This window comes from Pectobacterium sp. F1-1 (genome assembly GCF_025643735.1).
Classification (GTDB): domain Bacteria; phylum Pseudomonadota; class Gammaproteobacteria; order Enterobacterales; family Enterobacteriaceae; genus Pectobacterium; species Pectobacterium colocasium.
Genome location: NZ_CP104733.1, coordinates 3261583 through 3282592, shown reverse-complemented (window position 1 = coordinate 3282592; position 21010 = coordinate 3261583). Strand labels below are relative to the sequence as shown.

Sequence of the window (21010 nt, the reverse complement as noted above, 5' to 3'; positions counted from 1 at the left end):
CGGACTTGTTCAGCTTACAACTGTACGCTAAAGTGCGAAGCGAAATCCCAAACTCTATAAGTGGAAAAGAGGTATTAAATGAAACGTGCAGTGATTACTGGCCTGGGGATCGTATCAAGCATCGGTAATAACCAGCAGGAAGTTCTGGCATCATTGCGGGAAGGCCGCTCGGGTATTACTTTCTCTCAAGAGCTGAAAGATTCCGGTATGCGTAGTCACGTCTGGGGGAATGTCAAACTGGACACCACTGGCCTCATCGATCGCAAAGTTGTGCGTTTTATGAGTGATGCATCGATTTATGCCTACTTATCTATGGAGCAGGCGATTCAGGATTCCGGGCTGTCCGATGAGGTTTATCAGAATAACCCACGCGTTGGTCTGATTGCCGGTTCCGGCGGCTCTGCGCGCTATCAGGTGTTTGGTGCTGACGCGATGCGTAGCCCGCGTGGCCTGAAAGCCGTTGGCCCTTATGTGGTCACCAAATCAATGGGTTCTGCGGTATCCGCGTGTCTGGCAACCCCATTTAAAATTCACGGCGTGAACTACTCTATTAGCTCAGCCTGTGCGACCTCCGCACACTGTATCGGTAACGCCGTTGAGCAAATCCAGATGGGCAAGCAGGACATCGTATTCGCCGGCGGTGCTGAAGAGCTGTGCTGGGAACTGGCCTGTGAATTTGACGCGATGGGCGCACTGTCGACCAAATACAATGAAACCCCAGAAAAAGCCTCCCGTACCTATGATGCCGATCGCGATGGTTTCGTGATTGCAGGCGGCGGCGGTATGGTTGTTGTCGAAGAACTGGAACATGCATTGGCGCGTGGCGCACACATCTATGCGGAAGTGGTCGGCTATGGCGCGACGTCTGACGGCGCGGATATGGTTGCCCCATCAGGCGAAGGTGCCGTTCGCTGCATGAAGATGGCAATGAACGGTGTGGATACCCCGATTGATTACCTGAACTCTCACGGCACGTCCACGCCGGTTGGCGATGTGAAGGAGCTGGGTGCGATTCGTGAAGTGTTTGGCGACAACTCGCCAGCTATTTCTGCGACCAAAGCGATGACCGGTCACTCTCTGGGTGCCGCAGGCGTTCAGGAAGCGATTTACTCGTTGCTGATGCTGGAACACGGCTTTGTTGCACCGAGCATTAACGTGGAAAATCTGGATGAGCAGGCGGTTGGCCTGAACATCGTGACGACGCCGACGGAACGTAAACTGACCACGGTGATGTCTAACAGCTTCGGTTTCGGTGGTACGAACGCGACGCTGGTCATGAGAAAACTCGATAAATAATCGCGTTATCTCAGGAATAGAAACAAACCCCGTAGGCGTGAGCCGCGGGGTTTTTTGTTGGTACGAGTGATAACCCGATGTTTGCTGTAATGGGGAGCGTTAGATCAACACCCAAAGCAGAAATGCCGCCACGCAGGTGCTGACAATCACCAGAAACATGGGCTTATGGAACAAGGATTGCCAACTGAGCGGCAGTGAGGCAATCAGAGGATTAAACAGCGGATGCAACAACTGTGAGGTTGTCGTCCAGTCCGTTTCCTGTGCACGCTGAATGCGCTGAGTAAACAGGAACGTCAGCAGATCGCTGACCTGCATTGGCGTCAGCGGAGTTTGTAACCCGATATTGAAGCGATTCTGCGTGTAATCCATCAATAAGTGCTGTTCCTGCACGCTCATCGGCTGCTGTAGCAGCGCCTGCAACGGGGCGAGGTTCGGAGAAAGCAATGTGCTCTGTGCCGATAATGGCTGTGGTGATAGGGTTGTTGCGGATGACGAATTCGTAGCCGTATTGGTCGCATTAGCAATGTTGGTTGCCGTGTCTGTCCGCGCTTCTGGCGATGCGCCTGCTGTTCCCGCGTGCGGGGCCGGTGAGGTCGCGCGCAGCAGCGTCTGCGTCTGTTGCAGCTCAACCTGTGCTTGCAGAAATTGTGTGAGCAGCGGCAGATGTTTTAACGGGATAGCTTCGCCCGCGTTAAGATTCTGCATCATCATCAGATTGCTTAGCACCCTCGCAGGCTGTTCACCCGTCATGGTTGCTAACCGGGTGACTAACTGATTCAGGCCGCGCTGTTCCGCAGGGGAGAGCGGGCGTTCGGGCGAATTGGCTGCCTGAGCCGCCTGTGGGGTGCTCGTTGACGCGGTTGACTGCGGAATTTGCCCGTTTTGCAGCAGGGTAACCACCTGCTGTAGCTGTGTTTTATTCAGTGCGCTTAGCGTGGTGCTACCGAACTGCTGCTGGATGAAATCGCTGACTGCCTGACGATTATTTCCCTGTGACAGCATATCTGTCAGGCGTTGCAGCAACTGCTGACGTCCACCGCTATCTTGTGCCTGCGTTAAACGCGTCTGGAGTATTTGCTCGGCAGGCCGGTAATGGCGGGACAACAGCTCATTATTTTCTGCCAGACCTAATCCCTGCTTCACCGTCGTCCAGACTTCCGATGCCTTTGATGTTGTCAGTGCGGCAACTTTAAGCACCAGATTTTCCAGCGTGGTGCGCTGCGCCAGCGTGAGCGGACGATCGCCGTTGGCTGAACCCGTGGTATTCGAGGCGGATGAGGCCGAGGATGTGGTGGTCGGCGTAACCGGACGTTCGCCGGGCAGCGGGGCACCTGGGCCACTTACAGGTTGCATATCGGTTATCCTCACTGCCGTCATGATTGAGATGAATCATAGCAATCTCCCGTGACGGCCGATAGTCATGCGTCGCGTAAAACGGCACGAATATCATGGTGGGCGCTAGGTGGGACGTCCTAGAGGAATGCGCAAGCGCTGAGCGAGGATAACACCGAGTAGCGTAATGCCACCGCCAACCAGATGATAGTGATGCAAGGGTTCGTTCAGCAAGCCAATCGCAATCATCGCCGTAAAGATCGGTGTCAGATTCATAAAGATGGCAGCCTTGTTGGCTCCCAGACGCATAACCCCCTGAATCCACAGAAAAGGCGCGATGATTGAAGCCATGATGCCAGCGAAAATCACCAGCGGCAGATTTTGACCGTTGAGTTGCACATTGTCCGTCAGCAGGAAATTGGGTACCAGCAACACCACACCAAAGGCAATTTGCACATAGAGCGAAACCCAATTGGGCAGCGGGATGTTCCAGCGTTTGGTTAATACGCCATAAAGCGCATAGGACAATGAGGCGCAAAACATCATGAATTCACCAGGGCCAATGCCCTGCGCCAGAATCTGTTCAGGATGCCCCGCACCGATCAGCCAGACAATTCCCGCCATCGACAGCAGGCTACCGAGTAGAACACCCAGCGTAGGAGCCAAACGTAGCAGAGGGATGCTGAGCACAACGGTGAGGAGCGGCACCAATGAGCCCATGATTCCCATCATTACTGCGCTGATGGTGTGTGCCGCGTAGTAGGCCAGGCTCTGATACAACACCATGCCGAGCAACCCCAGCACCAGCAGCTTCCAGGCATGTTGACGAATGGCCGCCACATGGTGACGCAGGGTTGGCAGCATGAATGGCGTCATGACGAGGAATGCCAGTAGCCAGCGATAAAACGAGATGGCGGCGGGATCGATAACGTTCGCAGAGAGTTTGTTAACGATGACGTTAATTGACCAGATCAGGACGGCAATAGTGGGGAATAGGGCGTTCAACGTTGGGTTTCTCATAGCAGACCAGACGGAAAACGTACCTATTGCCAGTCTGGTAGATAAAATGGGGCAAGTGTGGCATTGGCAAACAACATAACAGAGCCACGTGGCGACTATCAACCTTGTATGGCGAGCGGCTGTCTATGCTCCCCCTCTTGTAAGGCTTTCATTGGTGTGAACGGATAACCTAAAGACGTTGTGTCGTAATTGCCTTGGGTTTCTGCATCATTCGGTGGCAAAATATCTCCCCGCTTTTTTTGGCTGGCTACCGATGTCGGAGAAGACAATGAAGATTCTGGTTGATGAGAACATGCCGTATGCCCGCGAGCTTTTTAGCCGTCTGGGTGAGGTGCAAGCCGTGCCGGGACGCCCTTTACCGCGCGATCTGCTGGCTGGTGCGGATGCGCTGATGGTGCGCTCGGTCACGAAGGTGAACGCAGATCTGCTGTCGGGTACGGCGGTAAAATTTGTCGGCAGCGCAACGGCAGGCACTGACCATGTTGATGATACCTGGCTTAACGCCAACGGTATCGCGTTTTCCGCTGCACCTGGCTGCAATGCTATTGCGGTAGTGGAATACGTGTTTTCTTCTTTGCTGATGCTGGCCGAGCGTGATGGTTTCCAACTGCGTGATAAAACCGTAGGGATTGTTGGCGTAGGGAACGTTGGCAGACGTCTGGATGCGCGCCTGAAAGCCTGGGGCGTTAAAACGCTGCTATGCGATCCGCCGCGTGCCGATCGCGGTGAGGCTGGCGATTTCCTGCCGCTAGAGACGCTGGTACGCGATGCCGACATCCTGACGTTGCATACGCCGCTGTATCTTGATGGTCCATACCGAACCCATCATTTGGTTGACGCCAATGTGCTGAGTGACTTTGCGGACGGACGTATTCTGATCAACGCCTGTCGCGGTCCGGTGGTGGACAATGCGGCGCTGCTTGAGGCATTGCAGCAGGGTAAAAAACTCAGTGTCATTCTTGATGTCTGGGAGCCCGAGCCAGAATTATCAACCGATCTGCTGGCGCGAGTCGATATTGGCACGGCGCATATCGCTGGTTATACGCTGGAAGGGAAGGCGCGTGGCACTACGCAGGTTTTTGAAGCCTGGAGCGAGTTTATCGGAACCCCACAGCAGGTGGCGCTTTCATCGCTTTTGCCTGAGCCTGAGTTTGCCGAAGTGGCACTGACCGTACCGCTGGATGAGGCGCTGCTAAAACGTCTGGTGCATCTGGTGTATGATGTGCGCCGGGACGATGCACTGTTGCGCCATGTTGCGCATCAGGAAGGCGAGTTTGATCGCCTGCGCAAACATTATCAGGAACGACGCGAATGGTCGTCACTTCATGTTATCTGCGCCGATGCTGACAGCGCAGATTGCCTGAACGCGCTGGGGTTCACGGCGTCAGTGCGGGATGCGCGTTAACGGAGGCCGCTGAGATCCTCCGTTGGCGGATGCGTCGCACAAGTACCACTCTTCATTCATTAACGGAAAGTGACTTATTCATGAACTGACGGACGGCGTCGCTATCGTTTGTCGGTTTCATTCATGTTTTGTGTTTCATTCAAAATTTGGGAGAGAACCAAATGTCTAACGGCTGGAATATTGCTCTGCTGGGCGCAACGGGCGCAGTAGGCACGGCGTTACTGGAATTATTGCAGGAACGTGAATTCCCGGTGGGTGAACTGTATCCACTGGCCAGCGAACGTAGTGCGGGTGAAACCATACGTTTTAACGGCCAGTCCTGTCTGGTCACCGATGTAGCGGATTTTGACTGGTCACAGGCGCAGCTGGCGTTTTTTGTCGCCGGTCAGGATGCCAGCGCCCGCTATGCGGAAGACGCTGGAGATGCGGGCTGTCTGGTGATCGATAGCAGCGGTCTGTTTGCGCTGGAGCCGGATGTCCCGCTGGTGGTGCCCGGTGTGAATGCGCATACGCTGGCAGATTATCGTAACCGTAACATTGTTGCGGTGGCGGACAGCCTGACGAGCCAGCTGCTGACGGCGATTAAACCGCTGACCGATGCCGCCGGGCTTTCACGCCTGCATGTTGTCAATATGCTGTCGGTTTCTGCCCTCGGTAAAGCAGCGGTAGACGATCTGGCAGGGCAAAGCGCCCGTTTGCTGAACGGTATTCCGCCAGAAGAAGGGATTTTCCCGAAACAGCTGGCGTTCAACCTGTTGCCTTTACTACCGGATAACGCCGGCAGCGTGCGTGAAGAACGGCGTTTGGTCGATCAGGTGCGTAAGGTCTTGCAGGATGACGGATTACCGATTTCAGTGACCTGCATTCAGTCCCCTGTGTTCTATGGTCATGCGCAGGTTGTTCATCTTGAATCGCTGCGCCTGCTGTCTGCGGAAGAAGCGCGTGACGAATTACTCAACGCCGGAAATATTCAGGTCAGCGATGAACAGGATTACCCAACTCAGGTTGGCGATGCGTCCGGCAATGGGCAACTGAGCGTAGGTTGCCTGCGTAACGATTACGGTATTCCTGAACTGCTGCAATTCTGGTCGGTTGCCGATAACGCTCGCTTTGGCGGTGCGCTGATGGCGGTGGAAACTGCGGAGCGTCTGGTGCAGGAGTATCTCGGGTAATGTCGGAAACCACTCAGGCGGAGGCCATTCAGGCCGACGCCGTTGCGGAAAACGAACGTGCCCCGCTGAAAATCGCGTTAGGCATTGAGTATGACGGTAGCCGCTATTATGGCTGGCAGCGTCAGGCTGAAGTTGCCAGCGTGCAAGCCTGCCTTGAAAAAGCGCTGAGCAAAGTGGCAGATGAACCGATAGACGTGTTTTGCGCTGGCCGAACCGATGCTGGCGTTCACGGCACCGGGCAGGTTGTGCATTTTACTACGCACGCCATCAGGAAAGACGCGGCCTGGACGATGGGCGTGAATGCGAATTTACCGCCGGATATCGCCGTGCGCTGGGTGAAAACGGTGGATGAGGATTTCCATGCGCGCTTCAGCGCCACGGCACGTCGCTACCGTTATGTCATCTATAATCACCGTTATCGCCCTGCCGTGCTCGCCCACGGCGTGACGCATTTTTATCACCCGCTGGACGTGACGCGCATGGAACGGGCTGGACAGTGCCTGTTGGGGGAAAATGATTTCACCTCTTTTCGGGCCGTGCAGTGTCAGTCGCGTACGCCGTGGCGCAATGTAAATCATTTAAAGGTTACACGTCACGGTGACTATATCGTGGTAGATATTAAGGCCAATGCGTTCGTTCATCATATGGTGCGTAATATCGTGGGTAGCCTGATGGAAGTCGGTTGTGGCAATCGCCCGGAGTCGTGGATTGCAGAACTGCTGGCTGCCAAAGATCGTACGCTGGCCGCCGCGACGGCCAGAGCTGAGGGGTTGTATTTAGTGGCGGTGGATTACCCCGCGCGTTTTGCTTTACCACGGCCTACGATGGGGCCGCTCTTTTTAGCAGATTGACGTTTTTGCTGTAACGAGTGCGCCTTTTGCGTGTTGCATGCTGCCGGATGGTGGTAAATCAAAAAGCCGTATGCAATGCGTGATAAGGTCGATGCGAGTTAGCGTGCTATACGCAAGGCAACACGGATGGTACGGCTGCCTTGCGTATATCGACCGCGTGCGTTTGATATACATTCTTGGGAGAAGATGTTGTGGTGGAGTTTATACAGTTTATTATTGATTTTATTCTGCACATTGACGTGCATCTGGCGGAACTGGTGGCGCAATATGGTGTCTGGGTTTATGCCATTTTGTTCCTGATTTTGTTCTGTGAGACTGGGCTGGTGGTGACGCCGTTTCTGCCGGGAGATTCGTTACTGTTTGTCGCCGGGGCGCTGGCGGCGTTGCCGTCGAACGATCTGAATGTGCACACGATGGTGTTCCTGATGATTGTTGCCGCGATTACGGGCGATGCGGTGAACTACACGATTGGACGGCTGTTCGGTGAAAAGCTGTTTAGCAACCCGAACTCGAAGATTTTCCGCCGCAGCTATCTGGATAAAACGCATGCGTTTTACGAGCGCCACGGTGGTAAGACGATAATTCTGGCGCGCTTTGTCCCGATTGTGAGAACATTTGCGCCGTTTGTCGCCGGGATGGGGCACATGAGCTATCGGCATTTTGCTGCCTATAATGTCATTGGTGCGCTGCTGTGGGTGCTGTCATTCACCTATGCGGGCTACCTGTTTGGTGATTTGCCGGTCGTGCAGGAAAATCTGAAATTACTGATTGTCGCGATTATTTTCCTCTCTATCCTGCCGGGCGTTATTGAGATTGTCCGCCATCGTAGAGCGGCCGCGCGCGGCAATGTGAAATAAGTGAAGTATTTTAACATCCGGTTTGACCAGTTTTTTATCCACAGTACCGGAACGTTATGGTTTAATGGGCAGCATTTATGGTCTGTTCCTGGGAACACCCTGGGTGCCGATGCCTTTGTACCGCGATTGTCGTGCGTCTCAGGCATTTTTTCATTGGCAATGTTGTCAGGGAATAACATGAACAGCGGACTGGCATTTGCCAGGTTCAAGCAGAAAGGTTATCAATGAGCTGGATTGAACGAATTCTTAACAAAAGCAACATCACACCGACCCGTAAAGCGAATATCCCTGAAGGGGTCTGGACAAAATGTGATAGCTGCGGTCAGGTTCTTTATCGTGCTGAGCTGGAGCGTAATCTGGAGGTCTGCCCGAAGTGCGATCACCATATGCGTCTCTCCGCACGTAGCCGCCTACAGGCGTTTTTGGATAAAGAAAGCACTGTTGAGCTGGGAAGCGAACTGGAGCCGAAGGATGTCCTGAAATTCCGGGATTCCAAAAAATATAAAGATCGTCTGGTTTCTGCGCAGAAACAGTCCGATGAGAAAGATGCGCTGATCGTCATGAAAGGCACGCTGTATGGTATGCCGGTTGTGGCTGCATCGTTTGAGTTCTCTTTCATGGGCGGCTCAATGGCGTCTGTTGTGGGAGCGCGTTTTGTACGTGCCGTTGAGCAGGCATTGGAAGACGGCTGCCCGCTGGTGTGCTTCTCCGCCAGTGGCGGTGCGCGTATGCAGGAAGCGCTGATGTCGCTGATGCAAATGGCGAAAACCAGTGCGGCATTGGCAAAAATGCGTGAGCGCGGCTTGCCGTATATCTCCGTGCTGACTGACCCGACGATGGGCGGTGTTTCCGCAAGTCTGGCGATGCTGGGCGATCTGAACATTGCTGAGCCGAAAGCGCTGATCGGTTTTGCCGGTCCACGCGTTATCGAACAAACCGTGCGTGAAAAGCTGCCGCCGGGCTTCCAGCGCAGCGAATTCCTGATTGAGAAAGGGGCGATCGATATGATCGTTCGTCGTCCGGAAATGCGCTACAAGCTGGCCACCATTCTTGCCAAACTGACGAATCATCCAGAACCGGGCAACGATGACGTGGAAATCCGCAGCGATGCGCCGTCTGAATCATCACAGGATGACGCATAATTGACATGATGGGCTGGGCGTGTGGTACTCGACCACGTCGTTTTCGACCGAGTAGCCATACGCACGCTCAGCCCGCAATGAACCGTAAGCCAGTGAACGGGACTCATGGATACTCTTCAAATACCTCAAGCCACGTCACCTTTGGTCACGTGGCTTCATTATCTTGAGCACCTGCACGCGCAGGCCATTGATTTAGGTCTGGAGCGCGTTAAGCAGGTTGCTGAACATCTCCAACTGCTACAGCCTGCCGCAACGGTTTTCACTGTCGCGGGGACAAACGGCAAGGGAACCACCTGCTGTACGCTGGAATCGATTCTGCTGGCTGCTGGGTTACGGGTTGGCGTGTATAGTTCTCCCCATCTTGTTCGCTATACTGAACGGGTGCGTATCCAGGGCAAAGAATTGCCTGAAGCGCAGCACACTCAGGCGTTTGCGTATATCGAAGCAGGAAGAGGGGCGGTATCGCTCACCTATTTTGAATTCGGCACGCTGTCGGCGTTGCAGCTCTTTAAGCAGGCGAACCTGGATGTCGTCATTCTGGAAGTAGGGTTGGGCGGGCGTCTGGACGCCACCAATATTGTGGATGCCGATGTTTCCGTCGTCACCAGTATTGCGATCGACCATACCGACTGGTTAGGTAACGATCGAGAAAGTATTGGCCGTGAGAAAGCGGGAATATTTCGACAGGGTAGACCTGCCGTTGTCGGCGAGCCGGATATGCCGGGAACGATTGCCGATGTTGCCGCGGAGAAAGGGGCACTGCTGCGCCATCGTGGTCGGGACTGGGACTATTCCGTTCAGCGTGAGACGTGGAGCTGGCAGGATAAGCAGCGTGAATTATCTCGTCTGCCATTACCCAATGTTCCATTGGCTAATGCTGCCACCGCGCTGGCCGCACTGCACTATTCGTCACTCAATGTGAGCGAAGACGCGATTCGACAGGGGGTGCAGAACGCGGCGTTACCGGGGCGTTTTCAGACGGTGCAGGCATCACCGCGAGTGATTCTTGATGTTGCACACAATCCCCATGCGGCGGCGTATCTGGCAAACCGTTTAGCCGCACTGCCGACAACCGGAAAAGTGCGGGCCGTCGTCGGCATGCTGTCGGATAAAGATATTGCTGGTACGCTGGCTCACTTAACGCCGTTGGTGGATGAGTGGTATTGCGCACCGCTGGAAGGGCCGCGTGGTGCCACCGCGCAGCAGATTGCTGAGCACCTGACGCGCAGCCAATCGTTCCCCGATGTCGTGACTGCCTGGCAGCAGGCGATGTCCGAGGCCGCAGAGCAGGATATCGTCATTGTTTGTGGATCTTTTCATACGGTAGCGCATGTGATGGAAGCGCTGGATGAGGAGAAGGCGAATGGCGAGTAAATTTCAGAATCGCCTGGTGGGGACGGTCATTCTGGTCGCGTTGGGCGTGATCGTCTTACCTGGCCTGCTGGACGGTAAGAAGAAGCACTACGAGGATGAGTTTGCGTCGATTCCGCTGATCCCTAAACCGGGTGACAGTAATGAGATGGAATCGCTGCCTGCGCTGAACCCGTCGTTGCCACCGGAAGGGGCGGAAGCGGCGATGCAGAACAGCGCGGAAGCCGAAGCGAGATCATCCACATCATCTACAACTACAGCACCTGAAACCACGACGCAGGCGCCGCCATCGTCCCATTCTGGCACGAATACGCCATCCATGACGGCACCGCCAGTGGTGGTTGAGCGTCCGCCGGTTCAGACCCCGGTGACGCCGAAGCCTCAGCCAAAACCTGAGGTGAAGCCAGAAGTGAAACCAAAGCCTGAGCCTAAACCGGAACCCAAGCCGGAAGTGAAGCCTGAAACCCAACCAGCGCAGCAAGCCCCTGTCGGACAGGCCTACATTGTGCAGCTTGGTGCACTGAAAAACGCGGATAAGGTGAATGAAATTGTCGCCAAATTGCGTCTTTCCGGCTATCGCGCGTATACCGTGCCGTCAACGCCGGTTTCAGGAGAAATCACCCGTATTTACGTGGGGCCGGATGCGTCTAAGCAGAAGCTGGAGTCCTCGCTGGGTGAGCTGAAACAACTCAGCGGGCTAAGCGGACAGGTGCGTGCGCATTCCGTTCGTTAACGGTCGTTGAGCGTGAGAATAACGGGGTGGAGTAGTCTGTCGTCTGCCACGTAAATAGATAGAAACAGGCCGCGGGGATGAGGCTCACATGCGTGATGCTTCGCCCCGTACCTGTTTTAAGACGGTTGTTGTTGATTTTATTACGCCGACGGTTAATAGGCTCAGGCATGGTCTATTGCTGATTTTTTCGCCTGATTATCTATTGATGAAATCGGCGGAAATACGCTACGCAAACGTTTTCTTTTTCTGTTAGAATGCGCCGCGAACAGGATGACGTAGCGGCTTATCGGTAGCATCGTTCATTATTAGGATAGTTCATGGTTTGGGTTGATTACGTCATTATTGGCATCATCGGATTTTCGGCTTTGGTTAGCCTGATCCGGGGGTTTGTTCGTGAAGCGCTGTCGTTAGTGACCTGGGGATGTGCTTTTTTTGTCGCCAGCCATTACTACGCTTACCTCGCGGTCTACTTCACCCGTTTTGATGATGAGCTGGTGCGTAATGGTATTGCGATTGCCATTCTGTTTATTGCAACGTTGATTGTGGGGGCTATCGTCAACTATGCGATTAGTTCGCTGGTTGAACGTACCGGATTATCCGGCACCGATCGCGTTCTGGGCATCTGTTTTGGTGCGCTGCGCGGGGTGCTGATCGTTTCCGCACTGCTATTCTTTCTGGATACTTTCACCGGTTTTTCACAAAGTGATGACTGGAAGCAGTCCCAGTTAATCCCGCAGTTCAGTTATATTATCAGGTGGTTTTTTGACTACCTGCAAAGCACGTCAAGTTTCTTGCCGCAGCATTTACCGCTGCGGTAGCGCTGATGAGGAAAAGACACCATGTGCGGTATTGTCGGTATCGCCGGTTTTACACCGGTCAACCAGTCGATTTATGACGCGTTAACGGTGTTGCAACACCGTGGGCAGGATGCAGCGGGTATTGTAACCATCGATGCCTTTAATTGTTTTCGCCTGCGTAAGGCCAATGGCCTGGTGAAAGATGTGTTTGAAGCGCGGCACATGCAACGCTTACAGGGAAACATGGGGCTTGGTCACGTGCGTTATCCAACCGCGGGCAGTTCCAGCGCCTCGGAAGCACAGCCTTTCTATGTTAACTCTCCTTTCGGTATCACGTTGGCTCACAACGGTAACCTGACTAACGCCCACGAGCTGCGTAAAAAGCTGTTCGAGCAGGAGCGCCGTCACGTTAACACCACGTCTGATTCTGAAATTCTACTGAATATTTTTGCCAGAGAGTTGGACCGTTTCCAACATTACCCACTGGAAGCCGATAATATTTTTGCGGCCGTTGCCGCGACGCACCAGCAAATTCGCGGTGCCTATGCCTGTGTCGGCATGATTATCGGTCACGGTATGGTGGCTTTCCGCGATCCTAACGGGATTCGTCCGCTGGTGATTGGTAAGCGCGATCTGGAAGATGGCCGCAGCGAATATATGGTGGCGTCGGAAAGCGTCGCGCTGGATACGCTGGGCTTTGAATTTTTACGCGATGTGGCGCCGGGAGAAGCGATCTACATTACGGAAAAAGGGCAGCTGTTTACCCGCCAGTGTGCAGAAAATCCAAAGAGCAACCCGTGTCTGTTCGAATATGTTTACTTCGCTCGCCCGGACTCTTTCATCGATAAAATCTCGGTCTACAGCGCACGCGTTCGCATGGGCCAGAAACTGGGTGAAAAGATTGCACGTCAGTGGGAAGATCTCGATATTGATGTCGTGATCCCGATTCCTGAGACCTCTTGTGATATCGCGCTGGAAATCGCGCGTATTATCAACAAGCCGTACCGTCAGGGATTTGTGAAAAACCGCTACGTTGGCCGTACCTTTATCATGCCGGGGCAGCAGGCGCGTAAGAAATCAGTGCGCCGTAAACTGAACGCTAACCGTGCCGAATTCCGTGATAAAAACGTGCTGCTGGTGGATGATTCCATCGTGCGCGGTACCACGTCGGAGCAGATTGTGGAGATGGCGCGTGAAGCGGGAGCCAAACGTGTTTATCTGGCCTCGGCGGCACCGGAAATTCGCTTCCCTAACGTGTATGGCATCGACATGCCGAGCGTGAATGAGCTGATTGCTCACGGTCGTGAAGTGGATGAAATCTGTAAGATTATTGGCGCTGATGCACTTATTTTCCAGGATCTCGACGATCTGATCGAGGCGGCGCGCGAAGATAACCCGGATATTGCTCAGTTTGAATGCTCGGTGTTCAACGGAATTTACGTGACGAAGGATGTCGATCAAGGCTATCTGGATTATCTGGAAGTCTTGCGCAACGACGACGCCAAAGCGTTACGTAGCCAGAATGAAGTCGAAGATCTGGAATTGCACAACGAAGGCTAACGGCTAACTGCACGTCAAGGCTTCATCAAAGGGGGAAGGCGCGAAAGTGTCTTCCCCTTTTTATTGTATATAGAAAAAATTGTTGCATAGAGAAAACCGTTGTATATAAAAAACAGCATGGTATATAAAAACATCGCTTCAGCGCTTCTCCTTGCTTATCGCCAGTCAATGCGGCAAAGTTTGCGCAGATGATTTTTCCGCGTTTTTGCTTACGCGGTCAGCCAGAGGCAGTACGAATGAAGCGACTTATTGTAGGGATTTCCGGCGCCAGCGGCGTTATTTACGGCGTCCGGTTGCTACAGGTTTTACAGACGCTGGAAGATATCGAAACACATTTGATCATGAGTCAGGCCGCCCGGCAAACGCTAGCGTTAGAAACCGATTTTAGCCTGCGTGATGTGCAGGCGCTGGCTGATGTGGTGCATGATACGCGTGATATCGCTGCCAGCGTCTCTTCGGGGTCGTTTAAAACGGCGGGAATGGTGATTTTACCCTGTTCGATAAAAACCCTGTCCGGCATTGTGCACAGCTACAGCGATAACTTATTAACCCGTGCGGCCGACGTGGTGCTGAAGGAGCGTCGTCCTTTAGTGCTAGGGGTTCGTGAAACGCCGCTGCATTTAGGGCATTTAAGGCTGATGACGACGGCCGTTGAGCTGGGCGCGATAATCATGCCGCCTGTGCCTGCGTTCTATCATCGCCCAGAAAGTGTGCAGGACATTGTCGATCAGACGGTGAATCGTATTCTTGACCAGTTTGATATCGAACTGCCGAAAGATCTCTTTATCCGCTGGCAGGGGGCGTCGTAGCAGGGTAGACGCGGACATCTGATATTTTTTTCTCACCGGGCAGTAACACGTTACTGCCCTTTTTTCGTGCCTTTTTATCACATTGCACTAATTTTGCGCATGAAAGCACTTAAATGGTGCAATTGGGTTTTTGTATTCATGGCAATCTTATCTATTCTTATTATTGTGTACCAAAAGGTTGTGATGAAAATATTTAATAATCAATTGGTTATTCATTTTTTCTCGCATGTGTTTTCCACCGGACATTTACAATGTCCTTGCGTTCATTGTGGCATGAAAACTGCTACGAAAAAGGTAATAGTCGGCGTTAGAAAACAAATAGCCTTCATCTCGTTCATTTTTAAAGCAATAAATCGATATCTGTTCCGACATTGACGACACATTAATCACTCATGATAAGGGTAGCAATATGAAGAAACTGATCAAAGTTTTGCCGTTGGCGCTCATTCTGGCTGCGGGCAGCGCGATGGCGGAGATTCCTAAGAATATTAAAATTGGCACCGATCCGACCTATGCTCCCTTTGAATCCAAAAACGCCAGCGGCGAACTGGTTGGGTTTGATATCGATCTGGCGAAAGAGCTGTGCAAACGCATTCAGGCTAACTGTACGTTTGTGGAAAGTGACTTTGACGCATTAATTCCTTCCCTTAAAGCTAAAAAAATTGATGCCATCATCTCTTCCCTGTCCATCACTGAAAAACGCCAGCAGGAAATTGCTTTCACCGAGAAGCTGTATGCAGCTAACGCGCGTCTGATTGCGAAGAAGGGCGCGAGCATCGAGCCGACGCTGGCCTCTCTGGGCGGCAAGCGTGTTGGTGTGTTGCAGGCATCGACGCAGGAGGCATTTGCCAACGCAAACTGGCAGCCAAAAGGCGTTGACGTGGTAGCTTACCAAAACCAGGATCTGATTTACGCAGACCTGACCGCAGGCCGCATCGATGCTGCTTTTCAGGATGAAGTGGCGGGAAGCGAAGGTTTCCTGAAGCTCGATATGGGTAAAGACTACGCATTTGCTGGCCCGGCGGTAAAAGATGACAAATTCTTCGGTGTAGGGACGGGGATGGGCTTACGTAAAGCGGATACCGAGCTGAAAGCCGCGCTGGATAAGGCTTTTGAAGAGATGCGTAAAGACGGTACCTACGATACCTTCGCGAAAAAATACTTCGATTTTGACGTTTACGGCGGCTAATGTCGTCACAACGATGCATATCGTTATCACGGTACATATTTCTTTATCACAGTAGATTCTTTATTACAGTAGATAGTGTGTAGCGGGATCGCAGGGTAATACGGCACGGGATCGTTCCTCCCGTACCGTGTTCCTGATGATGACGCACCGTGCCATTAAACGCTATTTCAACGGATATCATTGATGCTCTATGGCTATTCCCAGCTAATTCTGGATGGCGCCATCATGACGCTGGAGCTGGCAGCCAGTTCGCTATTGTTGGCGCTGGTTATCGGCCTGATTGGCGCATCGGCGAAGCTGTCTTCCAACCGTTTGCTGGCGGGGTGTTTTTCCTGCTATACCACGCTGATTCGTGGCATTCCCGACCTGGTGCTGATGTTGCTGATTTTCTATGGCCTGCAAATCGTCTTAAACGGCATGACGGAGTCGATGGGGATGGCGCAGATTGACATCGATCCTTTGACCGCCGGGATTATTACGCTGGGCTTTATTTACGGCGCGTATTTCACTGAAACCTTTCGCGGTGCCTATCTTGCCGTGCCGCGTGGACAAATCGAAGCGGCGGTGGCGTTCGGTTTTTCTTCCATAAAGGTGTTTCGTCGCATTCTGTTTCCTTCCATGATGCGCTTCGCGCTACCGGGTATTGGCAATAACTGGCAGGTGATCCTGAAAGCAACGGCGCTGGTGTCACTGCTTGGCCTGAATGACGTGATTAAGGCGACGCAACTGGCGGGCAAGGGTGCACATGAACCGTTTTATTTTGCGCTGGTTGCCGGGGCGATGTACCTGATTTTTACCACCGTTTCTAACGGCGTGTTGTGGTGGCTGGAAAGGCACTATTCGCAGGGAGTCAAGAAAGTAAACTATGAGTGAGATCCTGCAACAATATTGGCAGCCGCTACTGTGGAGCGATGGTTACCGTCTGACCGGGCTGGCGATGACGCTCTGGCTGCTTATTTCTTCGGTGATCATCGGTGGGCTGATGGCGTTGCCGCTGGCGATCGCTCGTGTGTCACCGCGACGCCGGTTCAGCTTTCCGGTTTGGTTATTCACCTATGTGTTCCGCGGCACGCCGCTCTACGTGCAGCTTTTGGTGTTCTATTCCGGCGTGTATAGCCTGGAGATTGTGCGCGGTACCGACCTGCTGAATGCCTTTTTTCGCAGCGGGCTAAACTGTGCCATTTTGGCGCTGGCGCTGAATACCTGTGCGTACACGACAGAGATTTTTGCGGGCGCAATCCGCGCGGTGCCGCATGGGGAAATTGAAGCGGCCAGAGCATACGGCTTTTCCCGCTTTAAGCAATATCGCTGCATCATTTTGCCGGGGGCGCTACGTATCGCGCTGCCTGCATACAGCAACGAAGTGATTCTGATGCTGCATTCGACGGCGCTGGCCTTTACCGTGACCGTACCGGATATTCTGAAGATTGCCCGCGATATCAACGCCGCAACCTACCAGCCGTTTTATGCATTTGGTATCGCTGCGGTTATCTATCTGGCGATCTCGTTTGTGTTAATCGGGCTGTTCAGAAGAGCGGAACGGCGCTGGTTACGTCATCTTTATACCCGTTCATCCCATTAAACGCAGGAAAAAGAGCATGTCGAACAACAAACTGATGGTGACGGAACTGCGTAAACGCTATGGCCAACATGAGGTGCTTAAAGGGATCTCATTACAGGCGAAAGCGGGTGACGTTATTTCAATTATTGGCTCGTCCGGTTCGGGAAAAAGCACCTTACTGCGTTGCATTAATTTTCTGGAAAAGCCCTGCGAAGGGGCGATTTACGTTAGCGATCAGGAAATTCGCATGGTGCGAGATACTGACGGACAGCTGAAGGTGTTTGATAAAAAGCAGCTTCAGATGCTGCGGACGCGCCTGACGATGGTGTTTCAGCATTTCAACCTGTGGAGCTTCATGACGGCGTTGGAGAATGTGATGGAGGCGCCGATTCAGGTATTAGGACTTAGCAAAGCGGAAGCGCGCGAGCGGGCGGTGTTCTATTTGAACAAAGTTGGGATCACCGATTCTGCCCAGCAGAAATACCCGTCTGATCTCTCTGGTGGTCAGCAGCAGCGCGTGTCGATTGCGCGAGCGCTGGCGATGGAACCGGAAGTGTTATTATTTGATGAGCCGACATCGGCACTCGATCCTGAACTAGTCGGCGAGGTGTTGCGCATCATGCAGCAGCTTGCGGAGGAAGGGAAAACGATGGTCGTGGTGACGCATGAAATGGAGTTTGCCCGCCATGTTTCCAGCCACGTTATCTTCCTACATCAGGGCGTGATCGAAGAAGAAGGGGCACCGGATCAACTGTTTGGCAGCCCGAAAAGCGCGCGTTTGCAGCAGTTTTGTCTGGTGCGTTGAAGTAAGTTTTGGGGGATAGTGATGTGCGTTGAGCGATGATAATGGGTAGATCGTAAAGACGCTGTGAATACATCCCTGTAAGCTCGAGCCGCGCCATCCTTGGCGCGGACGCTTTACTCTTCTATCCCATTATCATCGTTCCCGTTCTGCGAAAAGGCTACCAGCAACCTAAGATGGATAGTTATCAGCTCGGTTTCTTGATGACGTCCTGTAAGGCTTCTTCCAGCTCAAAAAAGCGGAAACCAAAGCCTGCGGCTTCTAGCCGCTGTGGAATGGCGCGTTGGCCGCCCAGCACCAGCGTCGAGGCTTCTCCCATCAGTAATTTGATCGCAAAAGCGGGTGCTCGTAGAAAACCGGGGCGATCCAGGACGTGTGCCAGCGTGGCGGAGAATTGCTCATTATGGACCGGATAGGGCGCAACCATGTTGAAGGGGCCGCTCAATATCGGTTGGTCTAGCAGGTAAATAATACCGTTAACCATGTCATCAATATGAATCCACGGCATATATTGCTTGCCAGAACCCATCGGCCCGCCAAGCCCGAGCCGGAAAAGCGGCAGCATTTTTGCCAGTGCACCGCCCTGTGCCGCAAGAACAATACCCGTACGCAGCAGGCAGACGCGGGTTTTATCGCTTTCGGCGGACTGCGCCAGCGCTTCCCAGCGGGCGCACAGGTGATGGGTGAATTCATCAACGGGAGATTCATTCTCCGTAACCAGCGCTTCCCCCTGATCGCCATAATACCCGACAGCAGAACCTGAGATAAAAACGGCTGGCGGCTCGCTGCTGGCTTTTATTAACGCAGCAAGCTGCTCGGTGATGTTCCAGCGACTCTTTGCCAACAGTTGTTTTTGCTGTGGCGTCCACCGTTTATCGGCGATAGGTTCGCCGGCCAGATTGATGACGCCATCAAAGTCATTCAGTGAAGTGATATTACTCAGCGTTGACCAGTATTCTACCTGATTACCGAGAATACCTCGGGCGCGCTCAGGATCGCGTGTCAGTACCGTAATGTGATGGGAAAGCAGCTGTAATCGTTGGATAAGATGGCGGCCAATAAGGCCGGTTCCGCCTGTTATGAGTAGTTGCATTGCGCGCTCCCATATATTTATGCCTTGTGATAACGCAGGGTCATAGAAACCGAATCGGCGTATCGCAAGGCAAACGGTTTATCGACTTCTACTTCAGCATAGGTTATCCATTCATGCTCGCTGGCGATGTTGAGCACATCCTGCGTTAATTTTTCCAGCAACGCGAAGCGGTTATCTTCGACGTGGCGGATAATGCTTTTGGTGATGGTGCGGTAGTTCAGCGCATCTGCGATATTCTCGCTGTTGCGCGCCTGCTCTGCTGGGTAGTGAATCACAACGTTGATGATCACATCCTGCTTATTCGTGATTTCTTCATCGTTGATGCCGATGAAGGTGCGCAGCCGCAGATTTTTTATACGAATAATGGCGTCAGAATAGTGATGTGGCATTGCTCGGCCCTCGGTTGCTTCTGTGACTGCGGCTAAACCGCAGCCTCAGGGGTATCGTTAACGACAATATGTTGATTACCATAGCAGAAGATACCTAAAGGCCGAACGAGATGATGCCAGAATTTTATTGCTCGGCGAGCTGATAGGCTCGCTGCGTTGCCGGGCGCTCGCTAATGCGTGTATACCACGCTTTTACCGCCGGATAATCATCAAGGTCGACGCGCTGGCGAGCATAAGAAACCACCCACGGGTAGGTCGCGATATCGGCGATGCTGTAATGTTCTCCCGCTAGCCAAGGGCTGTCTTGCAGATGTTTATCCAGCACGCGGTACAGGCGCAGCGTCTCCTGTTGATAGCGTTCAATGGCGTAAGGCACTGGTTGAGGCGCGTAGTGGTTAAAATGATGATTCTGCCCCAGCATCGGTCCGAAACCAGCAACCTGCCAGAACAGCCATTGCAGCGTGGCTGTACGCTCACGTAATGAGGTGTTCAGCAACACGCCGTGTTTTTCCGCCAGATACAGCAGGATAGCGCCTGACTCAAACAGGCTAATCGGCGTGCCACCTTCCGCGGGCTGTGTATCGACAATCGCGGGAATTTTGTTGTTAGGCGAGATAGCCAGAAACTCCGGTCTGAACTGTTCACCCTTACTGATATTTACGCGGTGGAGTTGGTAGGGGAGATTCGCTTCTTCCAGAAACAGGGTGATCTTGTGCCCATTAGGGGTTGGTGCGTAATACAGGTCAATCATGAATCACATCTCCGTTTTAATTCAGAAAAACATCATGGACTGTATGGCAGTTGATCGCTTCACAGTGCGATGCGCTGTCAGAATAGCGTATTGGGGAACGGGCTCTTACCCTACCACTTCTACGGGTGAAAAATAAGCGATGACGCACGTCGTTGAGCGATCTTTACCGGAAGCACCTGGTCAACTTTGGTAGACTATTTCCGATAAAGGATGGGGAGGTTGTGAATATAAACACAGCTGAGATAAACATTGTGGAGATAACGATGAAGTTGATGTTTGCGTCCGATATACACGGTTCTCTCAGCGCGACGGAACGTGTGCTGGAGATCTTTGAGCAGAGTCATGCCGACTGGCTTATTTTATTGGGCGATTTTCTCAATCATGGTCCGCGTAATCCGCTGCCGGAGACGTATCAACCCGCAGAGGTGGCAACGCGGCTTAACGCCTATGCGTCACGTATTATCGCCGTGCGCGGGAATTGCGACAGCGAGGTTGATCAGATGTTGTTGACCTTTCCGATCACGACACCGTGGCAACATGTGCTACTGCCTCAAAACCGCCTTTTCCTGACGCACGGCCATCTTTATCATCCAGATAATCTGCCGCCGTTACGCGCGGGGGATGTGCTGGTATATGGTCATACCCATATTCCGGTTGCTGAGCGACGCGGTGAATATTATTTTTTCAACCCCGGTTCAGTGAGCTTGCCGAAAGGGGGATACCCCGCGAGCTATGGCTTGCTTGAACAAGACGCGCTTCGGGTTCTGCCGTTACACGGCCGCGAGCCTATTGCACAGCTCTCAATTAGACACTAATTTAGCATATACCCTGCTTTTGACCTTGAATAACGGCAAGGTAGCAGGGAAGATTCGCAGCAAAG

Annotated in this window: 21 protein-coding genes; 16 read left to right on the top strand and 5 right to left on the bottom strand. The window is 52.9% G+C overall.

The features are described 5' to 3' along the window. Window positions 1-78 precede the first annotated feature (78 nt). Window positions 79-1296 carry a beta-ketoacyl-ACP synthase I gene (fabB, locus tag NAL19_RS14610; protein ID WP_225085278.1) on the top strand — a complete coding sequence of 406 codons (1218 nt, stop codon included), beginning with the start codon at window positions 79-81 and terminating at the stop codon, window positions 1294-1296. Between the two features lie 99 nt (window positions 1297-1395). Here the strand turns inward: fabB and flk are convergent, their stop codons facing one another. Together flk and NAL19_RS14600 are read right to left on the bottom strand one after the other, a co-directional pair. Further along, on the bottom strand, window positions 1396-2649 hold the full coding sequence (gene flk / locus NAL19_RS14605) for a flagella biosynthesis regulator Flk (protein WP_263057720.1): 1254 nt from the start codon (window positions 2647-2649) through the stop codon (window positions 1396-1398). Between the two features lie 105 nt (window positions 2650-2754). After that, window positions 2755-3648, bottom strand: coding sequence for a DMT family transporter (locus NAL19_RS14600; protein WP_225085276.1), 894 nt, complete (start codon window positions 3646-3648; stop codon window positions 2755-2757). A 268-nt stretch (window positions 3649-3916) separates the two neighbouring features. Between NAL19_RS14600 and pdxB the strand changes: the two genes are divergently transcribed. The 14 genes from pdxB to hisP all read left to right on the top strand — a co-directional run bounded on the left by pdxB (window position 3917) and on the right by hisP (window position 17900). Continuing rightward, window positions 3917-5053, top strand: a complete 1137-nt coding sequence (pdxB, locus tag NAL19_RS14595; RefSeq protein ID WP_263057719.1) for a 4-phosphoerythronate dehydrogenase PdxB — start codon at window positions 3917-3919, stop codon at window positions 5051-5053. Between the two features lie 161 nt (window positions 5054-5214). Further along, entirely contained in the window at window positions 5215-6225 is a 1011-nt protein-coding gene (locus NAL19_RS14590) for an aspartate-semialdehyde dehydrogenase (RefSeq protein WP_263057718.1), read from the top strand. Further along, the gene (truA, locus tag NAL19_RS14585; protein ID WP_225085273.1) at window positions 6225-7076 is read left to right on the top strand and encodes a tRNA pseudouridine(38-40) synthase TruA; all 852 of its coding nucleotides are present in this window, start codon (window positions 6225-6227) and stop codon (window positions 7074-7076) included. The genes NAL19_RS14590 and truA overlap by 1 nt, the downstream gene beginning before the upstream one ends. 194 nt (window positions 7077-7270) lie before the next feature. Continuing rightward, on the top strand, window positions 7271-7933 hold the full coding sequence (locus NAL19_RS14580; protein ID WP_015840991.1) for a DedA family protein: 663 nt from the start codon (window positions 7271-7273) through the stop codon (window positions 7931-7933). Window positions 7934-8157: 224 nt separating this feature from the next. Further along, window positions 8158-9075, top strand: a complete 918-nt coding sequence (gene accD, locus NAL19_RS14575) for an acetyl-CoA carboxylase, carboxyltransferase subunit beta (RefSeq protein WP_225085272.1) — start codon at window positions 8158-8160, stop codon at window positions 9073-9075. A 105-nt stretch (window positions 9076-9180) separates the two neighbouring features. Continuing rightward, entirely contained in the window at window positions 9181-10449 is a 1269-nt protein-coding gene (gene folC / locus NAL19_RS14570) for a bifunctional tetrahydrofolate synthase/dihydrofolate synthase (RefSeq protein ID WP_225085271.1), read from the top strand. After that, on the top strand, window positions 10439-11179 hold the full coding sequence (gene dedD / locus NAL19_RS14565) for a cell division protein DedD (RefSeq protein WP_225085270.1): 741 nt from the start codon (window positions 10439-10441) through the stop codon (window positions 11177-11179). The genes folC and dedD overlap by 11 nt, the downstream gene beginning before the upstream one ends. Window positions 11180-11496: 317 nt before the next feature. After that, window positions 11497-11997: a colicin V production protein gene (gene cvpA / locus NAL19_RS14560; protein ID WP_015840986.1), complete on the top strand. Its 501-nt coding sequence runs from the start codon at window positions 11497-11499 to the stop codon at window positions 11995-11997. 21 nt (window positions 11998-12018) lie between these two features. Continuing rightward, window positions 12019-13536 (top strand): amidophosphoribosyltransferase, encoded by a 1518-nt coding sequence (gene purF / locus NAL19_RS14555; RefSeq protein ID WP_225085269.1) that lies wholly within the window; start codon window positions 12019-12021, stop codon window positions 13534-13536. A 236-nt stretch (window positions 13537-13772) separates the two neighbouring features. After that, window positions 13773-14345, top strand: coding sequence for a UbiX family flavin prenyltransferase (locus NAL19_RS14550; RefSeq protein ID WP_225085268.1), 573 nt, complete (start codon window positions 13773-13775; stop codon window positions 14343-14345). Window positions 14346-14754: 409 nt separating this feature from the next. Then, window positions 14755-15534 (top strand): lysine/arginine/ornithine ABC transporter substrate-binding protein, encoded by a 780-nt coding sequence (locus tag NAL19_RS14545; protein WP_225085267.1) that lies wholly within the window; start codon window positions 14755-14757, stop codon window positions 15532-15534. Window positions 15535-15717: 183 nt separating this feature from the next. After that, entirely contained in the window at window positions 15718-16407 is a 690-nt protein-coding gene (locus NAL19_RS14540; protein ID WP_263057717.1) for a histidine ABC transporter permease HisQ, read from the top strand. Continuing rightward, window positions 16400-17116, top strand: a complete 717-nt coding sequence (locus NAL19_RS14535; protein ID WP_225085265.1) for an ABC transporter permease — start codon at window positions 16400-16402, stop codon at window positions 17114-17116. The genes NAL19_RS14540 and NAL19_RS14535 overlap by 8 nt, the downstream gene beginning before the upstream one ends. A gap of 16 nt (window positions 17117-17132) precedes the next feature. Further along, on the top strand, window positions 17133-17900 hold the full coding sequence (gene hisP / locus NAL19_RS14530) for a histidine ABC transporter ATP-binding protein HisP (protein WP_263057716.1): 768 nt from the start codon (window positions 17133-17135) through the stop codon (window positions 17898-17900). 184 nt (window positions 17901-18084) lie between these two features. Here the strand turns inward: hisP and NAL19_RS14525 are convergent, their stop codons facing one another. From NAL19_RS14525 to yfcG, 3 genes are all read right to left on the bottom strand, one after another. Further along, window positions 18085-18990 (bottom strand): TIGR01777 family oxidoreductase, encoded by a 906-nt coding sequence (locus NAL19_RS14525; RefSeq protein ID WP_263057715.1) that lies wholly within the window; start codon window positions 18988-18990, stop codon window positions 18085-18087. 17 nt (window positions 18991-19007) lie between these two features. Then, window positions 19008-19379 (bottom strand): dihydroneopterin triphosphate 2'-epimerase, encoded by a 372-nt coding sequence (folX, locus tag NAL19_RS14520; RefSeq protein WP_225085262.1) that lies wholly within the window; start codon window positions 19377-19379, stop codon window positions 19008-19010. A 124-nt stretch (window positions 19380-19503) separates the two neighbouring features. After that, the gene (gene yfcG / locus NAL19_RS14515) at window positions 19504-20130 is read right to left on the bottom strand and encodes a GSH-dependent disulfide bond oxidoreductase (RefSeq protein ID WP_225085261.1); all 627 of its coding nucleotides are present in this window, start codon (window positions 20128-20130) and stop codon (window positions 19504-19506) included. A 263-nt stretch (window positions 20131-20393) separates the two neighbouring features. On the opposite strand from yfcG, the gene yfcE reads away from it, so the two are divergent. Further along, window positions 20394-20945, top strand: coding sequence for a phosphodiesterase (yfcE, locus tag NAL19_RS14510; protein ID WP_225085260.1), 552 nt, complete (start codon window positions 20394-20396; stop codon window positions 20943-20945). Window positions 20946-21010 lie beyond the last annotated feature (65 nt).

What these genes read in the sequence shown, in the direction of transcription:
- fabB (WP_225085278.1), top strand. Translation starts at nt 79, where the DNA reads ATGAAACGTGCAGTGATTACTGGCCTGGGGATCGTATCAAGCATCGGT.
- flk (WP_263057720.1), bottom strand. Translation starts at nt 2,649, where the DNA reads ATGCAACCTGTAAGTGGCCCAGGTGCCCCGCTGCCCGGCGAACGTCCG.
- NAL19_RS14600 (WP_225085276.1), bottom strand. Translation starts at nt 3,648, where the DNA reads ATGAGAAACCCAACGTTGAACGCCCTATTCCCCACTATTGCCGTCCTG.
- pdxB (WP_263057719.1), top strand. Translation starts at nt 3,917, where the DNA reads ATGAAGATTCTGGTTGATGAGAACATGCCGTATGCCCGCGAGCTTTTT.
- NAL19_RS14590 (WP_263057718.1), top strand. Translation starts at nt 5,215, where the DNA reads ATGTCTAACGGCTGGAATATTGCTCTGCTGGGCGCAACGGGCGCAGTA.
- truA (WP_225085273.1), top strand. Translation starts at nt 6,225, where the DNA reads ATGTCGGAAACCACTCAGGCGGAGGCCATTCAGGCCGACGCCGTTGCG.
- accD (WP_225085272.1), top strand. Translation starts at nt 8,158, where the DNA reads ATGAGCTGGATTGAACGAATTCTTAACAAAAGCAACATCACACCGACC.
- folC (WP_225085271.1), top strand. Translation starts at nt 9,181, where the DNA reads ATGGATACTCTTCAAATACCTCAAGCCACGTCACCTTTGGTCACGTGG.
- dedD (WP_225085270.1), top strand. Translation starts at nt 10,439, where the DNA reads ATGGCGAGTAAATTTCAGAATCGCCTGGTGGGGACGGTCATTCTGGTC.
- cvpA (WP_015840986.1), top strand. Translation starts at nt 11,497, where the DNA reads ATGGTTTGGGTTGATTACGTCATTATTGGCATCATCGGATTTTCGGCT.
- purF (WP_225085269.1), top strand. Translation starts at nt 12,019, where the DNA reads ATGTGCGGTATTGTCGGTATCGCCGGTTTTACACCGGTCAACCAGTCG.
- NAL19_RS14550 (WP_225085268.1), top strand. Translation starts at nt 13,773, where the DNA reads ATGAAGCGACTTATTGTAGGGATTTCCGGCGCCAGCGGCGTTATTTAC.
- NAL19_RS14545 (WP_225085267.1), top strand. Translation starts at nt 14,755, where the DNA reads ATGAAGAAACTGATCAAAGTTTTGCCGTTGGCGCTCATTCTGGCTGCG.
- NAL19_RS14540 (WP_263057717.1), top strand. Translation starts at nt 15,718, where the DNA reads ATGCTCTATGGCTATTCCCAGCTAATTCTGGATGGCGCCATCATGACG.
- NAL19_RS14535 (WP_225085265.1), top strand. Translation starts at nt 16,400, where the DNA reads ATGAGTGAGATCCTGCAACAATATTGGCAGCCGCTACTGTGGAGCGAT.
- hisP (WP_263057716.1), top strand. Translation starts at nt 17,133, where the DNA reads ATGTCGAACAACAAACTGATGGTGACGGAACTGCGTAAACGCTATGGC.
- NAL19_RS14525 (WP_263057715.1), bottom strand. Translation starts at nt 18,990, where the DNA reads ATGCAACTACTCATAACAGGCGGAACCGGCCTTATTGGCCGCCATCTT.
- folX (WP_225085262.1), bottom strand. Translation starts at nt 19,379, where the DNA reads ATGCCACATCACTATTCTGACGCCATTATTCGTATAAAAAATCTGCGG.
- yfcG (WP_225085261.1), bottom strand. Translation starts at nt 20,130, where the DNA reads ATGATTGACCTGTATTACGCACCAACCCCTAATGGGCACAAGATCACC.
- yfcE (WP_225085260.1), top strand. Translation starts at nt 20,394, where the DNA reads ATGAAGTTGATGTTTGCGTCCGATATACACGGTTCTCTCAGCGCGACG.